At 54.9% G+C, this 16,417-nt stretch carries 15 protein-coding genes, 3 pseudogenes and 1 riboswitch; of the genes and pseudogenes, 12 read left to right on the forward strand and 6 right to left on the reverse strand.

Features of this window, described 5'->3' with window-relative positions; genetic code table 11:
* Window positions 1-57 precede the first annotated feature (57 nt).
* The 4 genes and pseudogenes from I656_RS03390 to ytkD all read left to right on the forward strand — a co-directional run bounded on the left by I656_RS03390 (window position 58) and on the right by ytkD (window position 1,988).
* Entirely contained in the window at window positions 58-498 is a 441-nt protein-coding gene (locus tag I656_RS03390; RefSeq protein ID WP_011232333.1) for a Dps family protein, read from the forward strand.
* A 152-nt stretch (window positions 499-650) separates the two neighbouring features.
* Window positions 651-1,046, forward strand: coding sequence for a holin family protein (locus I656_RS03385; RefSeq protein WP_011232332.1), 396 nt, complete (start codon window positions 651-653; stop codon window positions 1,044-1,046).
* Between the two features lie 96 nt (window positions 1,047-1,142).
* Window positions 1,143-1,438: pseudogene (locus tag I656_RS0116370) on the forward strand (hydrolase).
* A 58-nt stretch (window positions 1,439-1,496) separates the two neighbouring features.
* Window positions 1,497-1,988 carry an RNA deprotection pyrophosphohydrolase gene (ytkD, locus tag I656_RS03380; RefSeq protein ID WP_020756173.1) on the forward strand — a complete coding sequence of 164 codons (492 nt, stop codon included), beginning with the start codon at window positions 1,497-1,499 and terminating at the stop codon, window positions 1,986-1,988.
* 124 nt (window positions 1,989-2,112) lie between these two features.
* Here ytkD and I656_RS03375 read toward each other — a convergent pair whose 3' ends face one another.
* From I656_RS03375 to I656_RS03365, 3 genes are read right to left on the reverse strand one after another with little or no spacing between them, the layout of a single operon-like run.
* Window positions 2,113-2,922 (reverse strand): ABC transporter permease, encoded by an 810-nt coding sequence (locus tag I656_RS03375; RefSeq protein WP_020756175.1) that lies wholly within the window; start codon window positions 2,920-2,922, stop codon window positions 2,113-2,115.
* Window positions 2,906-3,697, reverse strand: coding sequence for an ABC transporter ATP-binding protein (locus tag I656_RS03370; protein WP_015375664.1), 792 nt, complete (start codon window positions 3,695-3,697; stop codon window positions 2,906-2,908). Before I656_RS03370 ends, I656_RS03375 begins: the two co-directional genes overlap by 17 nt.
* A gap of 18 nt (window positions 3,698-3,715) precedes the next feature.
* Complete coding sequence (locus tag I656_RS03365; protein ID WP_033006350.1) at window positions 3,716-4,720, reverse strand: ABC transporter substrate-binding protein; 1,005 nt, start codon at window positions 4,718-4,720, stop codon at window positions 3,716-3,718.
* A gap of 291 nt (window positions 4,721-5,011) precedes the next feature.
* Between I656_RS03365 and I656_RS03360 the strand changes: the two genes are divergently transcribed.
* The 3 genes from I656_RS03360 (at window position 5,012) to I656_RS03355 (ending at window position 7,365) form a co-directional block, all read left to right on the forward strand.
* Window positions 5,012-5,800: a S9 family peptidase gene (locus I656_RS03360; protein WP_020756178.1), complete on the forward strand. Its 789-nt coding sequence runs from the start codon at window positions 5,012-5,014 to the stop codon at window positions 5,798-5,800.
* Window positions 5,801-5,892: 92 nt separating this feature from the next.
* Window positions 5,893-6,135 carry a DUF2584 domain-containing protein gene (locus I656_RS0116375; protein WP_015375661.1) on the forward strand — a complete coding sequence of 81 codons (243 nt, stop codon included), beginning with the start codon at window positions 5,893-5,895 and terminating at the stop codon, window positions 6,133-6,135.
* Window positions 6,136-6,414: 279 nt separating this feature from the next.
* Window positions 6,415-7,365, forward strand: a complete 951-nt coding sequence (locus tag I656_RS03355; protein ID WP_015375660.1) for an Rpn family recombination-promoting nuclease/putative transposase — start codon at window positions 6,415-6,417, stop codon at window positions 7,363-7,365.
* Between the two features lie 675 nt (window positions 7,366-8,040).
* On the opposite strand, the gene pckA is transcribed toward I656_RS03355, so the two are convergent.
* Window positions 8,041-9,627, reverse strand: a complete 1,587-nt coding sequence (pckA, locus tag I656_RS03350; RefSeq protein WP_033006351.1) for a phosphoenolpyruvate carboxykinase (ATP) — start codon at window positions 9,625-9,627, stop codon at window positions 8,041-8,043.
* Between the two features lie 218 nt (window positions 9,628-9,845).
* A riboswitch (SAM riboswitch) is annotated at window positions 9,846-9,960 on the forward strand.
* A gap of 129 nt (window positions 9,961-10,089) precedes the next feature.
* Between pckA and metK the strand changes: the two genes are divergently transcribed.
* Entirely contained in the window at window positions 10,090-11,301 is a 1,212-nt protein-coding gene (gene metK / locus I656_RS03345) for a methionine adenosyltransferase (RefSeq protein WP_014196594.1), read from the forward strand.
* A 56-nt stretch (window positions 11,302-11,357) separates the two neighbouring features.
* Here metK and I656_RS18185 read toward each other — a convergent pair.
* Window positions 11,358-11,873 (reverse strand): annotated as a pseudogene (locus tag I656_RS18185) (gamma carbonic anhydrase family protein); the annotation flags it as partial.
* 338 nt (window positions 11,874-12,211) lie between these two features.
* On the opposite strand from I656_RS18185, the gene I656_RS03340 reads away from it, so the two are divergent.
* Window positions 12,212-13,321 (forward strand): tetraprenyl-beta-curcumene synthase family protein, encoded by a 1,110-nt coding sequence (locus I656_RS03340; RefSeq protein ID WP_015375658.1) that lies wholly within the window; start codon window positions 12,212-12,214, stop codon window positions 13,319-13,321.
* A 57-nt stretch (window positions 13,322-13,378) separates the two neighbouring features.
* On the opposite strand, the gene I656_RS03335 is transcribed toward I656_RS03340, so the two are convergent.
* A complete protein-coding gene (locus I656_RS03335) occupies window positions 13,379-13,966 on the reverse strand; it encodes a class I SAM-dependent methyltransferase (protein WP_014196591.1) in 588 nt (195 codons plus the stop codon).
* A 428-nt stretch (window positions 13,967-14,394) separates the two neighbouring features.
* Here I656_RS03335 and I656_RS03330 point away from each other — a divergent pair, with 428 nt between their 5' ends.
* The 3 genes and pseudogenes from I656_RS03330 to I656_RS0116385 all read left to right on the forward strand — a co-directional run bounded on the left by I656_RS03330 (window position 14,395) and on the right by I656_RS0116385 (window position 16,250).
* Window positions 14,395-14,658 (forward strand): YtzC family protein, encoded by a 264-nt coding sequence (locus I656_RS03330; protein ID WP_020756188.1) that lies wholly within the window; start codon window positions 14,395-14,397, stop codon window positions 14,656-14,658.
* Window positions 14,659-14,676: 18 nt separating this feature from the next.
* Window positions 14,677-14,841 (forward strand): hypothetical protein, encoded by a 165-nt coding sequence (locus tag I656_RS03325; protein ID WP_013144424.1) that lies wholly within the window; start codon window positions 14,677-14,679, stop codon window positions 14,839-14,841.
* Between the two features lie 210 nt (window positions 14,842-15,051).
* A pseudogene (locus I656_RS0116385) lies at window positions 15,052-16,250 on the forward strand (MDR family MFS transporter).
* The last annotated feature ends 167 nt before the right edge of the window (window positions 16,251-16,417 follow it).

The following is a 16,417-nucleotide window of genomic DNA, read 5'->3' on the forward strand; positions in this document are numbered from 1 at the left end:
GGGGGTAGTTGACCAACAAGCCAGCTGGGTACAAGAACCATAAGGAGGAGTGAGAGGATGACAACTCGACTGATCGATCTTGTCAACAAGCAAATCGCCAACTGGACTGTGTTGTACGTGAAATTGCACAACTATCATTGGTATGTCACCGGGCCGCAGTTTTTCACGCTGCATGAAAAATTCGAAGAGCTGTACAACGAAGCCGCGACCCACATTGACGCACTGGCCGAGCGGCTGTTGGCCTTGGGTGGCAAGCCTGTGGCGACGATGAAAGACTGCCTCAAGCAGGCGTCCGTCAAAGAAGCAGCCGGGACGGAAACGGCGGAGCAAATGGTCGCTTCGATTGTCGGCGACTTTGAAACGATGATCGGCGAATTGAAAGAAGGCATGCAGCTGGCGGATGAAGTGAACGATGAAACGACGGGGGATATGCTGCTTGGCATTCATCGCAGCTTGGAAAAACACGTCTGGATGTTGAAATCGTTCTTAGGACGATAAGAAGAGGAGGCTGTCCTCAGGCCGGGGGACGGCCTTTTGCTTTGTCCTGTCTTTGTCGAAAAAGGGCGATTTTTTAGGGAATGCGCCGCGTCGCGTTCTCCTCACCGGGCATACGATAGTTACGCGTATCCTATGTTCAAGGAGGGGGGAGCGTGAACAAGCCGATCCCGATGGTTGCCGTGTCGCTGTTCGGTTCGTTTTTGTCGCTGTTTGTCGGCAGCGTGGACTCATTTGTCGTGATTTTGCTTGCTTTGGTCATTGTCGACTACCTCACCGGCATCGCCGCCAGCGCGGTTGAAGGCAAGCTATCAAGTCAAGTCGGCTTTCGCGGCATCATCCGCAAACTGTTGATTTTCATTCTGGTGGCGGCATCGCATCTCGTCGATTTGGCCATTGGATGGAACATGCATGTCATCCGCGATGCGATCATTTTTTTCTATATCGCCAATGAGTTTATCTCGATTGTGGAAAACGCCGGCCGGGCGGGCGTTCCGATCCCGTCCGTGCTGCGCAAGGCGATCGAGCTGTTGAAAGATGAAATAAAATGAGCATAGTTTTCCCCGATTGCCCCACACTAAGCAAAAAGAGCAAAAGAAGGAGTGGATGAAGGTGCAGATGAACAAAAAAAGACGTATTACGTCTCAATGGCGCACGGGGAAATTTCCCAGTTGAAAACGGCATCGCGTGGGACTTTCAAATTGAGGCGACCGACGAGGAAATCGCACGCCTGCGCGAGTATTTTGACCAAAACTACTCCACCGACTGGCAGGCGTTTTGGCGCACCCATGTGCCGTACATCCAATACCACTATGATCGGGAAAACGATGCGTACGACCGGACGATGGTCGACATTTACAAAATGATTTATGAGCTCGGCAACGACGAAGCGAAAGCGCACATCCGCTCGATGGGCATTCTCCCGGACGAAAAAGAAGAGTAAACGCCGCGAGTCGAGCGGCGTTTTTCTGTATAATGGGGAGAGGAAAGGGGAGAGTCCGATGCATGAATTTCGCGATTACTACGGACATCGCGTTCGGCTGGCCTTTGCGGATCATCCGTTTTCCCCCTCCCCCGGGCATGTATGGGTCATTTGCCGCTATGGCGGGCGATGGCTGTTGACGGATCATCCGCGCCGCGGCCTTGAGTTTCCCGGCGGCAAGGTGGAAGAAGGGGAAACAGCGGCGGAAGCCGCGGCCCGCGAAGTGATGGAAGAAACGGGGGGAATCGTCGGCCGGCTTGAATACATCGGCCAATATGAAGTGGAGCCCGATATCGTGAAAAACATGTATTTTGCCGACATCGCTGCGCTCGTCGAGCGGGGGTCGTATTTGGAAACGAACGGCCCGGTGCTGCTTGAGGCGCTGCCGGATGACATCCGCACGGATGAACGGTTCAGCTATATCATGAAAGACGATGTCCTTTCGCTTTCGCTTGCCGAGTTGAAACAGCGCGGACTGATCAGCCGAGGGGAAAGAAGCGGAGAACGGTGATGATTTTAGACGGCTTTTGTTGGTCATCCGGTTCCATGAAGGAAGAAGCCAAGGGGGGATGGGCGGATGCCGGCCCGACGTCAGGAATGAAAAGAGACGCCCGTCGATCGTTTACGAACGTCTCTTAACGACGGCTGCCCCATTTTTTCTCGACGATGGCAACAAGTTGGTACATAACAGTCGACAACAAAGCGACAATGAGCAGGCTCATCAATACGAGCGTGAAGTTGAACACTTGGAAGCCGTAAATGATTAAATACCCAAGCCCTTGCTTGGAGACGAGAAACTCTCCGGTGATGACACCGACCCAAGCGAGGCCGACGTTCACTTTCAACGTCGAAATGATCGCCGGGAACGACGCCGGCAGCACCGCCTCTTTAAAGCATTGGTAGCGGGTGGCGCCGAACGTCCGCAGCACTTTCAAATAGTTCGGGTCAACTTCTTGGAACGCCGAATAGACGACAATCGTCGTGATGATGATGGAAATGACGACGCCCATGGCGATGATGGACGTAAATCCCGGTCCGAGAGCGACGATCAAAATCGGCCCGAGGGCGACTTTTGGCATGGCGTTGAAGACGACCAAATACGGATCGAGCGTTTTCGCCAGGCGCGGAAACCACCAAAGGACCGCGCCGATGAGCGCCCCGCCGGCGGTACCGATAAGAAAGCCGAGCAACGTTTCAAACAATGTCGCCCACGTGTGGACAAACAGCGAATGATCGCCAAGTTTTTCGCCAAACAGCTTGGCGATGGCGGACGGCGAACTGAATAGGAGCGGATCGACCCAATGGAAGCGGCTCGCCGCTTCCCAGACGGCGAAAAAGGCGACAAGCAGCGCCGTCTGCCAAAGGCGGATCACCCGCCGCTCTTTGCGCAATGCGGCGAGGTATTCACGGTGCAGCGATTCGATGCGATCATGGAGCGGCTTCAAGGTCCTCCATCTCCTTCCAAATGGATTGGAACAATGGCGAAAACGCCGGATGCTGGCGGGCGGCAAGCGGCGGGCGGCCGCGCAGTTCATCCGGGATGACAAACGTCCGCACAAGGCGCCCAGGGCGCGGTGAAAACAAGAAAATGCGGTCGCTCATGGCGATGGCTTCTTCGATGTCATGGGTGACCAAGACGGCTGTTTTTTCGTATTGCCGCAGCGTCGCCCAGACGAGCTCTTCCAATTTCAGCTTCGTCTGCTGGTCGAGGGCGGAAAACGGCTCGTCGAGCAACAACAGTTTCGGATCAGTCGCGAGCGTGCGCACAAGCGCCGCGCGCTGGCGCATGCCGCCGGACAGCTGGCTCGGGTAATACGACTCGACGCCGCCAAGGCCGATCTCAGCGAGCAGGGCGAGCGCCCGCTTTTTCGTTTCCGGCGTCAACGTTCCCGTGATGTGGGGTCCGAGCAAAATGTTTTCCTCGATCGTTTTCCAAGGGAATAGGTAGTCTTGCTGAAGCATGTAGCCGACCGCACGCCGCGCCGTTTGGGCGTCCGATCCGCCCGACCAGAGCGGTTCGCCTTCTATGAGCACCGCCCCTTCCGTTGGTTCGATCAATCCGGCGATGATCGAAAGCAGCGTCGTTTTGCCGCAGCCGCTAGGGCCGAGAAAGGAGACGAACTCCCCTTTCTCGACGGACAGCGACACATCATCGAGTGCAGTGACAGCGGTCGTTTTTGTCAAATACGTGTGCGAGAGGCGGTCGATGACAAGAAACATTTCGTTCACCCGCTTTCGTCACTTGTTCATCGCGCTTTTGGCAAACGACGAATCAACAAGCGTGTCAACGTGGATGCGCTTCGGCAGCTCGCCGGCTTCGGCCATAATGTCTTGCAAGTGGTTCCATTCTTCTTCATCCAAAATCGGATCGGTCGCGTAGGTCCCTTGGCTTTTGTACCGGTCGACGACTTTTTCGATCAAAGCCAAATCGGTGTCTTTGAAATACGGCTGAATAGCTTTCGCGATCTCGGCGGCGTTGTGCGATTCGACCCATTGCTGCGCTTTGTAGATCGCGCGCGTAAATTTTTCAATGACGTCTTTGTTCGCTTTGATGTAGCTTCGTTTCGCCATATACGACGTGTACGGCACGCGCCCGGATTCGGTGCCGAATGAAGCGACGATATAGCCTTTTCCTTCTTGTTCAAAAATGCTCGCCGTCGGTTCAAACAGCTGGACGAAATCGCCCGTCCCGCTCGCAAAGGCGTTGGCGATATTGGCGAAATCAACGTTTTGGATCAGCTTCAAATCTTGATGCGGGTCAATGCCGTGTTTTTTCAGCACAAACTCGCCGACCATTTGCGGCATGCCGCCTTTCCGTTGGCCGAGGAACGTGCTTCCTTTCAGCATCTCCCATGTAAAGTGGTCGATTTTCTCGCGGGAAACAAGAAACGTCCCGTCGGTTTGCGTGAGCTGCGCGAAATTGATGACCGGATCGTCCGTCCCTTGCGCATAGACATAAATGGATGTTTCCGAGCCGACAAGGGCGATGTCCGCGCCGCCGGAAAGCAGCGTCGTCATCGTTTTGTCGCCGCCCCATGTCGTCGTCAGTTCGACATCCAGCCCCTCTTCTTGAAAGAAGCCTTTTGCCAGGGCGACGTACTGCGGCGCGTAAAAAATCGAGTGCGTCACTTCGGCGAGCCGCACTTTTTGGAGCGGCTTTTCGCTTTGGCCCCCGTCATTCGTGCAGGCGGAAAGCGGCAAAAGCAAGAGAAGCGAGCATAACCATACGGCCCATTTTTTCATGTTCGTTAACCCCCTTGGTTCGCATGCGGTAAACCGTGGTTTCACCTTATCGTATGCACGCAGCAAAAATGTGTGAATGCCTAGAAAAAATGGGCGGTCAGCCGAGAACGGGCGGCGGTCGGGACGCTCCTCGCGCTCCAGGGCTTTTTCAAGATGACGCTCGGCCAAGGGGAGGCATGCAAGAGCGGCGAGGCAGTCGGACATCCCCACTTGTCCTAATGAAAGAAGGCGTTGGGGGATGATGACGGGTGGTTCGCATCATCTGTTTTCGCATAGGAAGGAGGCAGGCGTATGGACGGGGACATCATCGACCAATACCGGTTTCCGTCGCCGCATCCGGGAATCGATGTGTTCTTTGTCACCTATATGTCCCAAGGGCTGAAGGTGAAAGGATTTTTAGCGGCGCCGAAACAAAATAAGGTGTATGACGGCTTCTTGTATTTGCGCGGCGGGATTAAAAATGTGGGGCAGGTGCGAGTGCCGCGCCTTGTCCAATTCGCTTCGCACGGGTTTGTCGTCTTCGCTCCGCTCTATCGCGGCAATGGGGGCGGAGAAGGAAACGAAGATTTCGCCGGTGAAGACCGTTATGACGCGCTCGCTGGGTTTCATCTCCTTCGCCGCCATCCGCTCGTCCATCCCGGGCGCGTTCACATGTTCGGCTTCTCCCGCGGCGGGGCGATGGCGCTCCATGCCGCCCTAATGGCCGAGGGGGTCTGTTCGGTGGCGGTCTGGGGAGGGGTGGCGGATATGGAGCTTACGTATTGGGAGCGGCCTGACTTGCGGCGGATGATGAAGCGCGTCATCGGCGGGACGCCGAACAAATGCCCGGAGCGCTACCGGCACCGCACGCCGCTCTATCATCTGGAACGGCTCAAGGCCCCGGTGCTCATCATCCACGGCGAGCGCGATGAGAACGTCTCGATTGAGCACGCCTGGCGGCTGGAACGGCGGCTGAAGCAGCTCGGCAAACCGGTCACGGCTTGGTACTTCCCTGAGTTCACCCACTATTTTCCGCCGCAAGCCAATCGCGAGACGGTGCAAAGGCTCACGGAATGGATGAAACAACAGCCGACGATGTGATACGATACAACTAGAGGGGCGGCTGCGTGCGCCGCTCGGGTGGCGGCGCGGCCGCCAACGAATCGATGGGGTGCCAAGGAGGTTGGAATCATATGGGCATGCCGATGGAGCTGCAGACGGTCATTGTGACAAAAGGAAAGGAACAGCGCGTTCAAGGAAATGTGTTTGTGTTGGAAAAAGAAGGATACCGCTTGTATCCGCTTGACGTGCCGCTTGAAGTGCGCCGGACGGTGCAAAGCGAAGCGAGCGGCGTTGCGGTCGTGAGAAAGCTTGAGTGGAAAGACAGCCGGACGACGGTGACGTATGAGCTCGTCAGCCTGTATTCGACGAATTGAACGAGGCTGCACACCACGAAGCGGCTGAATGAGAGCTGAACGGGTTCATCGGACAGGAGCGCAAACGGAAGAACGGTTTGCGCTCTTGGCTCAAGTTTTTTCCGTCTATAGTTAACTTGTGGCGTCAGGCCGATTCAGACAAGCATAAAAATAGCCTTTGCTTGAGGACTTCCTGTGCGACGTTTGATCATACCATAAAAAAGTAGGGGGGAGGAGAAGGAGTTTGGCCGCGGAGAGCGAATATCATACGATGAATTCGATGCCGCAAGGAGGGAAAACGTGGCGAAAAAGCGAATCGATCACGACCGGTTGTTCAAGGAGCTGCTGTCGACGTTTTTCGAAGACTTTTTGCTTCTTTTCTTTCCTGACGTGTACGAGCACATCGACGTCCATCATCTTTCCTTTCTCTCCGAAGAGCTGTTCACCGACGTGACAGCTGGGGAAAAGCACCGCGTCGACTTGTTGGTCGAAACAAAGGTAAGAGGGGAGGACGGGCTCGTCATCGTTCACGTCGAACATCAAAGCTATAAGCAGCGGACGTTCCCCGAGCGAATGTTCCTCTACTTCAGCCGCTTGTTTCAAAAACACCGCCGCCGCATCCTCCCGATCGCCATTTTCAGCTACGACGAACGCCACGACGAACCTTCCTCATTGATGATTCAATTTCCATTTTTGACGGTTCTTGACTTCCGCTTTCTGACGGTGGAACTGCGCAAACTGCCGTGGCGCGAGTACATCCGCCGTGACAATCCGGTTGCCGCCGCCTTGTTAAGCAAAATGGGGTATAATGAAAGCGAGAAGGTGGAAGTGAAAAAGGAGTTTTTGCGCATCCTAGTCCGCCTCGAGCTCGATGAGGCGAAGCAGCGGCTGTTGTTTGGGTTTTTTGAAACGTATTTGCGGTTGTCCGAAGCGGAGGAAATCCAACTGCGAAACGAGGTGAGCCAAATGGAGACGAAGGAAGCGAAACAAGTGATGGAGCTCATCATCTCATACGAACAGCGGGGAATCGAGAAAGGCATTCAACAAGGAGTCAAACAAGGAATCGAACAAGGGTTGAAACAAGGAATAAAGCAAGGGATGAAGCAAGGGATTGAACAGGGACGCCAAAAAGGGATCGAGGAAGGGAAAATCGACATCGCGAAGAAAATGTTGGCGAAAGGGTACGATGTCGACACGATCCACGAGCTGACCGGGTTGCCGGCGGAAAAGATTGAACAGCTGAAGAAGTAAACCCGCCTTCGCATTGTCGTCGACCCCCAATCGTGCCAAAACCCCGGGGGATCGACGACAATCATTTTATGCGTTCGAACCTTACGGCCATCGAGGGTAAAGTCTATTGACAGAATTTGTCGGTGACGTTCATCGTCCCGATTGGCGTTTTGATTCTAATGTTGAAAAGGCAGGAGCGCAAACAATCCTTCGGTTTGCACTCTGCCATATGATGAAGCAAGACTGATTCCTTTGCTTTGTTCTGAAATAAAGTGATCATTTACAGAGGGAGCTCACAAAATAGTTCCCGTGATTTCTCCTCCTCAATCCTCTCTTTGATCATCGAAACGATTGGTGATGGAATCGTAAACACGAACCAAAAGCCAGCTCTTCAGTTTTTGATAAAACGCGCTCTTTGTCGCGCCCCCAAGCAAGGGGGCGAAGGAAAGCGGATGGATTTTCAACAATTTCCTAAAGGCGAATGGATATACTGAAGCAATGGAAGCCTCCCCCTTATTCTTGTGCAGAGTCTATTTTTTATTACCACAACTTCCCTTGTTTGTCAAGGATTTGTTCGGCATCGGAATGAAAAATCCTCCCGATTTTCGTGGGAAGGAGGCGAAATGGGAGGCCCAAAGCAACGGAAAGAAATAAAAAACAGCCGGACAGGGAATACCCTGTCCGGCCGTGTTCTTGTTACACGAGCGGTCCGCCGAGTTTTTCGATGGACGGATCGATGTGGGCGAATTTTTGGAAGTTGGCGCGGAATTTTTGCGCCAGCTCTTTTGCTTTTTGTTCGTATGCTTGTTTGTCGGCCCATGTGTTTTGCGGCTGCAGGACGTCATCCGGCACGCCGGGGACGCGGGTTGGGATGGCGAGGCCGAAAATCGGATCTTTGACTGTTTCGACGTTGTCGAGCTCCCCTTCGACGGCGGCTTGCACCATCGCCCGGGTGTAGGCGAGCTTCATGCGGCTGCCGACGCCGTACGACCCCCCTGTCCAACCGGTGTTGACCAAAAAGACGCGGACGTTGTGTTCGGCGATTTTTTGCCCGAGCATTTCCGCGTACTCGACGGCCGGGCGCGGCAAAAACGGTGCGCCAAAGCACGTTGAGAACGTTGCTTCCGGTTCGGTGACGCCGCGTTCGGTGCCGGCGAGCTTGCTTGTGTAGCCGCTTAAGAAATGGTACATCGCTTGTTCGCGCGTCAGCTTGCTGATCGGCGGCAGGACGCCGAACGCATCAGCCGTCAAAAACACGATCGTGGACGGATGGCCGGCGACGCTCGGGTCGATGATGTTTTGGATCGCCTGAAGCGGGTAGGCGGCGCGCGTGTTTTCCGTCAGCGTGCCGTCGTCGTAATTCGGCACCCGCGTCGCGTCATCGAGGACGACGTTTTCGAGCACCGCGCCGAAGCCGATGGCGTCAAAAATTTGCGGCTCTTTCTCGCGCGATAGGTTGATGCATTTCGCATAGCAGCCGCCTTCGATGTTGAAAATACCGCGGCTTGACCAGCCGTGTTCATCATCGCCGATCAAGCGGCGGTTCGGGTCGGTCGAGAGCGTCGTTTTTCCCGTTCCCGACAAGCCGAAAAAGAGGGCGACGTCGCCTTCCTGGCCGACGTTGGCCGAGCAGTGCATCGGCAGGATGCCTTGTTCCGGCAGCAAATAGTTCATCACCGAGAAAATCGATTTTTTCATTTCGCCGGCATACTCGGTGCCGCCGATCAACACGGTGCGCCGTTCAAACGAGATGATGATGAACGCTTCCGAGCGCGTGCCGTCGACTTTCGGGTCGGCTTTAAAGTTCGGCGCGCAAATGACGGTGAATTGCGGCTCATGCACGGCGAGCTCTTCGGCGTTCGGCCGAATGAACAGCTGATGGACGAACAAGTTGTGCCAGGCGAATTCGTTGACGACTTGAATCGGCAGCCGGTATTTCGGATCGGCGCCGGCAAAGCCTTTAAACACGAACAGTTCATCTTTCTTCATTAAATAGTCGAGCACTTTGTCGTACAGTTTATCAAACGTCTCCGGAGACATCGGCTGGTTGACCGCTCCCCAGTCGATCGTTTGCTTCGTTGACGGTTCTTCGACGATGTATTTGTCTTTCGGCGACCGCCCTGTGTACTTGCCGGTCGTGACCGCGACGGCTCCGGTGTGCGTCAGCCGTCCTTCGTTCCGCTGCAGGACTTTCTCGACGAGCTCGGCGACGGACAGTTGATGATGCACGTACGGTTTTTGCAGCAATACATCAAGCTTATTCGTCATGTTTGCGATCCCCATATTCAAAACCTGCCTTCTTTTTGAAATCACTCTTGAAAATAGTATAACACATTTTTATTAATAGTCCATACTAATTGTGTGGGTTTTTCAAACTTTATTTTGCCCAATGTGTCGATTTCCTTGAGGAAAGAATTTTCTCGGCTGGAAATGATAAAAAATGAATTTTGATAGTTGACTTTGCCGATTCCATTGCGATAAGATAAGTCATTGAACGGATACTCTTATCCCGAGCCGGTGGAGGGACAGGCCCGATGAAGCCCAGCAACCGTCACAACTGTACATGTGTGAAATGGTGCTAACCTGTGGCAAGGCGCAGTCCTTGAACGATAAGAGTGAAAGGAAGCAATACGATTGCCATGACCTTTCCTCAGCCGTTACAGGAAAGGTTTTTTATATTGCGAAGGGAAAAAGGGAAATGAGTTCCGTGTTGCCACATTATGCCAAGAGGAGGAAACAAACCGAATGTCAGCCAAACGCCGCTTGTTTACTTCAGAGTCTGTGACGGAAGGACATCCGGATAAAATTTGCGACCAAATTTCTGACGCCATTTTGGATGCCATTTTGGAAAAAGATCCGAACGCCCGCGTCGCCTGCGAAACGAGCGTCACGACCGGGCTGGTGCTCGTGAGCGGGGAAATCACGACATCAACATACGTGGACATTCCGCGCATCGTCCGCGATACGGTCCGGGAGATCGGCTACACGCGCGCCAAATACGGATTTGACGCCGATACGTGCGCGGTGCTGACGTCGATTGACGAACAATCGCCGGACATTGCGATGGGGGTGAACCGGGCGCTTGAGGCGCGCGAAGGTCAGATGACTGACGAGGAAATTGAAGCGATTGGCGCCGGCGACCAAGGATTGATGTTTGGGTTCGCCTGCAATGAGACGGAAGAATTGATGCCGTTGCCGATTTCGCTTGCGCACCGCTTGGCGCGCCGATTGGCGGAAGTGCGCAAAACGGATGTCTTGCCGTACTTGCGGCCGGACGGGAAAACGCAAGTGACGATCGAATACGATGAAAACGGCAAACCGGTGCGCGTCGATACGATCGTCGTTTCCGCGCAGCACCATCCGGAAATTACGCAAGAGCAAATCGAGCGCGACATTAAAGAACAGGTCATCAAGCCGGTCGTGCCCGCAGAGCTGCTTGATGAGAACACGAAATACTTCATCAACCCGACAGGACGGTTTGTCATCGGCGGTCCGCAAGGGGATGCTGGGTTGACGGGGCGCAAAATCATCGTCGATACGTACGGCGGCTACGCCCGCCACGGCGGCGGCGCGTTCTCGGGCAAAGATCCGACGAAAGTCGACCGCTCGGCGGCGTATGCGGCCCGCTATGTCGCGAAAAACATCGTCGCGGCAGGACTGGCCGACAAATGCGAAGTGCAGCTTGCCTACGCGATCGGCGTCGCCCGCCCAGTTTCGATTTCGATCGATACGTTCGGCACCGGCAAAGTGTCGGAAGACATTTTGATTGAGGTCGTGCGCAACAACTTCGATCTCCGCCCGGCGGGCATCATCAAAATGCTCGACCTTCGCCGCCCGATTTACAAACAGACGGCTGCTTACGGCCATTTTGGGCGTACGGACATCGACCTGCCGTGGGAGCGCACCGACAAAGCCGCCTTGTTGAAAGAACAAGCGCTGGCGTTGGCGGACAAGTGATGAAAGAAAAAGAGCTGCCTGATCACGGCAGCTCTTTTTTTGTTGGCGCACGATGTCCGCTGTTGCTGCAGCGCTTTGTAATACTGCCCTTTCTCGACATATTCGCGGCGTATGCGCTCCATTTCACGGATGTCGTCTTCCGTCAGTTCGCGGACGACTTTCGCCGGCCGGCCGAGGGCGAGCGTGTTGGGCGGAATTTTTTTGCCCGGCGGCACTAAACTGCCGGCGCCGATAAACGCGCCTTCCCCGATTTCCGCGCGGTCCAAAATGATCGAGCCCATGCCGATGAGCGCGTTTTTGCGAACGATGGCGCTGTGCAAAATGACTTGATGGCCGACTGTTACACCGTCTTCAATGATAAGCGGATTGTTTGGACTTTGATGCAAAATTGAGTTATCTTGAATATTGACCCGGTTGCCAATCACCGTTGGCGCCACATCGCCGCGAATGACGGTATTGAACCAAATGCTCGTCTCTTCGCCGATCACGACATCGCCGGTGATCGTCACATAGTCGGCGATAAAGGCGGAGGCGGCAATTTGCGGCGTTTTGCCTTTGTATGGGTAAATCATGGGCGTTCGTTCCTTTCTGCTGCAAAATCGATCGTTCACCATGTATTGTACAACGCTGCGTCCAAATCGCCAACGAAAGTGAGCGCGCCTGATCGGGATTGGTGAAAAACGTTTCGTTTCGCCCGATGAGTGGTTGGGATCGGGAAAGAAGATCCGATTTCACAAAGCTTCTCAACGTGAGAAGAACCGTTGTTGAGCGGTTTTTTCATTCCATCGCCAACCCTTTTATGGTTTGCCCCGGCCGCATTGATGGCAATACTGGAAGACGAGATCGCAGGCTGTTCAGACGCGAAACGATTTTGGTTGCTGATAAGATGGAAATGCTAGGAGACGAGACCATGGTGTTTGCACCTGAGGTGAGCCGATTGAACATTCCGAAAAACCCCATCGCCTTGATGAAAATGGTGTATCGTGACGTGCTTCCGCTTGTCCACCGCGAGCTTGCCTATTGGCGGCGCCAGGCCGAGCGCATTCCCGACCCGGAATTGCGGCGCCAGGCCTTGGCGAGCATCGCTTCGAAAACGTTCCATTGCGAAGGCGGCTCCATTTTGGCGCTCTTGGCCGGAGAAAACATGGAGGATTGCATCCGCTTTATCGTGGCTTACCAGACGATCAGCGATTATTTGGATAATTTGTGCGACCGCAGCACTTCGCTCGATCCGCTCGACTTTCGCGCCTTGCACGATTCGATGCCGGACGCTTTGACGATCGGCGCGGAGCCGTCGAACTATTACCGCCATCGCCGCGAACAGGAAGACGGCGGCTATTTGCCGGCGCTCGTCCGCACGTGCCAAGAGGTGCTCGAGACGGTGCGCCATTATGAGACGATCGCCCCATTTTTGCATGAATTGGCCGGATATTATTGCGACTTGCAAGTGCATAAACATGTCGAAGCGAGCGATCGGGTGCCGCGGCTGGAGAAATGGTTCGCGCAATACAAAGACGCCTTGCCGCCGATGGAATGGTATGAGTTTTCCGCCTGCTCCGGTTCGACGCTCGGCATTTTCTGCCTCGTCGCCTATGCGTTTGGCGAATCGCTGCCGCCGGAGATGGCGAGACAAGTGCGCGACGGTTATTTTCCGTACATTCAAGGACTGCACATTTTGCTCGACTATTTGATCGACCAGGAGGAAGACCGGGACGGCGGCGATTTAAACTTTTGCTTTTACTATCCGAATGAAACGGTGATGCTTGAGCGGCTTTGCCATTTCATCGAAGAGGCCGACCGCCATGTCGGCGCCCTTCCGCACGGCGAGTTTCACCGCCTTATTCACCGAGGGCTTCTTGGGTTGTATTTGTCGGATGCCAAGGTGAAAAAGCAGCGCGGGCTGCGCCGGCTGGCGCGCCGGCTCGTCCGCGCCGGCGGGGCGGCGTCGCAGTTTTTCTATTGGAACGGAAAAGCATACCGCTTTTGGCAGGAGCGGCAAAAACGGCTGTCCTTTTCATAAGGGCGGCCGTTTGCTTGTATTGGCAAGAGCAGTGGTTCGTCGGCGGATCGGACGGAATCAGGCGCCCCCATCCGCCCGATTCTCGAGCGCGAGCAAAAACGGCGGGTTGTTTTGCCGATTGATGAATTCGTATTTCAAGGCATGGACGCGCCGTTGATCAAGAGAACGGACGTAATCAAGGAGCGCGTCGCGTTCGCGCTTTCCTTCCGGATGGCCGTGGTAGACGACAAGAACGATGACGCCGCCCGGCTTCATGACGGAAAGCAACTGGCGGACCGCTTCGATCGTCGATTCCGGCTGGGTGACGATTTGCTTATTGCCGCCCGGCAAATAGCCGAGGTTGAACACCGCGCCGGCGATGCGCCCGTGTACATCGGCGGGAAGCGCCTCAAGCAGTTCACTATGGCTTCGCTCGAACAACGTCGCCCGCCCGCATAGCCCATGTTCCGCGAGGCGGGCGGAAGCGGCGGTGATGGCCTCAGGCTGAATGTCAAAGCCGAACACATGGCCTGTCTCCCCGACGCGTTCGGCCAAATACACGGTGTCGTGCCCGTTGCCGACGGTCGCGTCGACGGCGATGTCGCCTTCGTTGACCGCTTGATCAAGCAAAAAGCGGGCAAACGGCAAAATGTTCATCAAAGCCATCGGTTGGCCCCTCCTTGTGATCGTTTCATCGTTTACGTTGGCAGGCGTGTCGCTGCGCCAAAGATGCCGGATGCCATCGTTTTTCCCTAAAAGACTGGTGATTTAGTGAAAAGTCGCGGAAAACGGACTTTCTTCTCAAATGGGGAAGTCCTGTAACATCAACGCTTCTCTTTCAGCCGAAAACAGCGGGTTCGGCGAAATCGGTCGTTTTTCACCAGTCCTCTAAAGCCTCGCCATCCTCTGCGCCGACGTGACAGAAAACCTTGAGCTGACCGACATCGGCCTGATTGAGCTGAACGAAGATCCCCACGTCGGCATTGTAACAAAAACTTCATGGAAAATCGATCGCTGCCAATCATTGGCGTGATACGGCCGGCCTATGCGGCGCATAGTAAACATGAGGGAATATCACGAAACGAGGTGAGCGCATGGCGACAAGACAATCCATTGAGGAATTTTTGCAGCGGTGTGAAGATGTGATCCGCTACGCGAAAGAGCAATATACAGAAGCGCAAAAGCAGGAGCATTACAACATCACCGAATACACCAACGCCCAGCAGATGCTCGAGCAGACGGTCATCGATTTGGCGCACTTGGCGCGAAGCTGCAACGCCCAGCAGCGCGAGCAGCTGCATCGGATGCGGCTCCAACTGGAGCAATTGCAAAACGACATGATTTTGCTTGACCGCTGAAACGAGGAGGAACACGACATGAAGCGACGCTTGAAACAAACGAATCCGGAACAAAAAACACCTAGCGGCCAAAACAATAACGATCTTGAGCTTGGTCAAGACTTTGACCCGGTGAAGCTGGCGAAAAAGCAATACGAGGAAACGGGCGGCCAACCGATCCGCTCCAAGCAGCGGAACGGGTGACGACAAGCCAAAGGGCCGGAAGCCGCTCCGTCTTGTTCTTCTTTTCGCGCAGGAGCACCGCTTCAAAAGCCATTGTTTCCGTGGGGAGTTAGTTTGGCAAAAAAGTGGCGGACGCATCGGAACGCTCCGCCTTTTTGATTGCATTTTTTCCTGTTTTCCCCTACAATTATTTCGGAACTCAAAATAAAAGCCAGAAAAGGATGATGACCGATGCCCCGCGCTCTTTGGTGGCTGCTTGTCGGCATGGCGCTCAATGTGACAGGGGCGTCGTTTCTATGGCCGCTAAACACGATCTATTTGCACGAACAGCTCGGCCAGCCGCTCGCTGTCGCTGGTGTCGTGCTCATGCTCAACTCTGGGGGAAGCGTCATCGGCAGCTTGGCCGGTGGCTTTTTGTTTGACCGGATCGGCGGGTTTCGCGTTTTGTTGGCCGGAGCGGTGTTGACGATGGCCGCGCTTGCCGGCTTAAGCGTTTGGCACGGTTGGCCGCATTATGCGGTGTTTTTGGCGTTTGTCGGCGTTGGCAGCGGCGTCGTCTTTCCGGCGGCGTCGGCGTACGCTGGGGCGATTTGGCCGGAAGGGGGACGGCGGGCGTTCAACGCCTTGTATGTCGCGCAAAACATCGGCGTCGCCGTCGGTTCGGCGCTTGGCGGGCTTGTTGCTTCATATTCGTTCTCGCTCGTTTTTTTCGCCAACCTTTTGTTGTATGCCGCGTTTTTGTTTACGGTTGTGGCTGGGCTGCGCCGCGTTCCGTTGCCGCCGCGGCGGAAAAAAGAGCGGGAGGGCCGGACGGGGGACGAGGCGTCCCGGGCACACATCCGCGCCCTCGTCCTTCTTTGCGCCGGCTATGGACTGTGCTGTTGAGCTATGTCCAATGGTCGACGACGATCGCCGCCTATACGCGCGAGCTCGGGATACCGGTCGGGCAGTACAGTTTGCTTTGGACGATCAACGGCGCGTTGATCGTCTTGGCCCAGCCGCTGTTGTCAGCGGTCATCCGCCGCTTCATGCCGACGTTGAAGCGGCAAATCGTGATCGGTTTTCTGATTTTCGCCGTTTCGTTTGCCATGCTGTTGGGGGCGCATTCGTTTGCAGAGTTTGCCGCGTCCATGATGGTGCTCACGATCGCCGAGATGATCGTCTGGCCGGCGATTCCGGCCGCGGTGAACGAATGGGCGCCGCCGGGGAAGGCCGGGTTTTACCAAGGAATCGTCAACGGAACGGCCACGGCCGGACGGATGATCGGACCGGTCATCGGCGGCTCGGTCGCCGATCTGTTTGGAATGAAGCTGCTCATCATGATGTTAGCATTGTTTGCCTTATTGGCGGTGCTGGCCGCGCTTTTGCATGATCGTCGGCTCCCGAAGCGGACGGAGAACGCGGATGAAAAAACCGCGGCTTCCGTATAGATTTCGGCTTGCAATTGATCGACAAATTTTTTAAAATAATAATAAATTTGTCATTCTGTCCACTCATCGCTCGATTCATCCTATTTCGCGCAGGAGACTCCCACTTCAACGACCAAAGGGAGTAAGTGGGAGAGGAATGCGCGTTCCCCCTTTCTTTTGTGTATGAT

This window comes from Geobacillus sp. WSUCF1, from assembly GCF_000422025.1.
Lineage (GTDB): Bacteria > Bacillota > Bacilli > Bacillales > Anoxybacillaceae > Geobacillus > Geobacillus zalihae.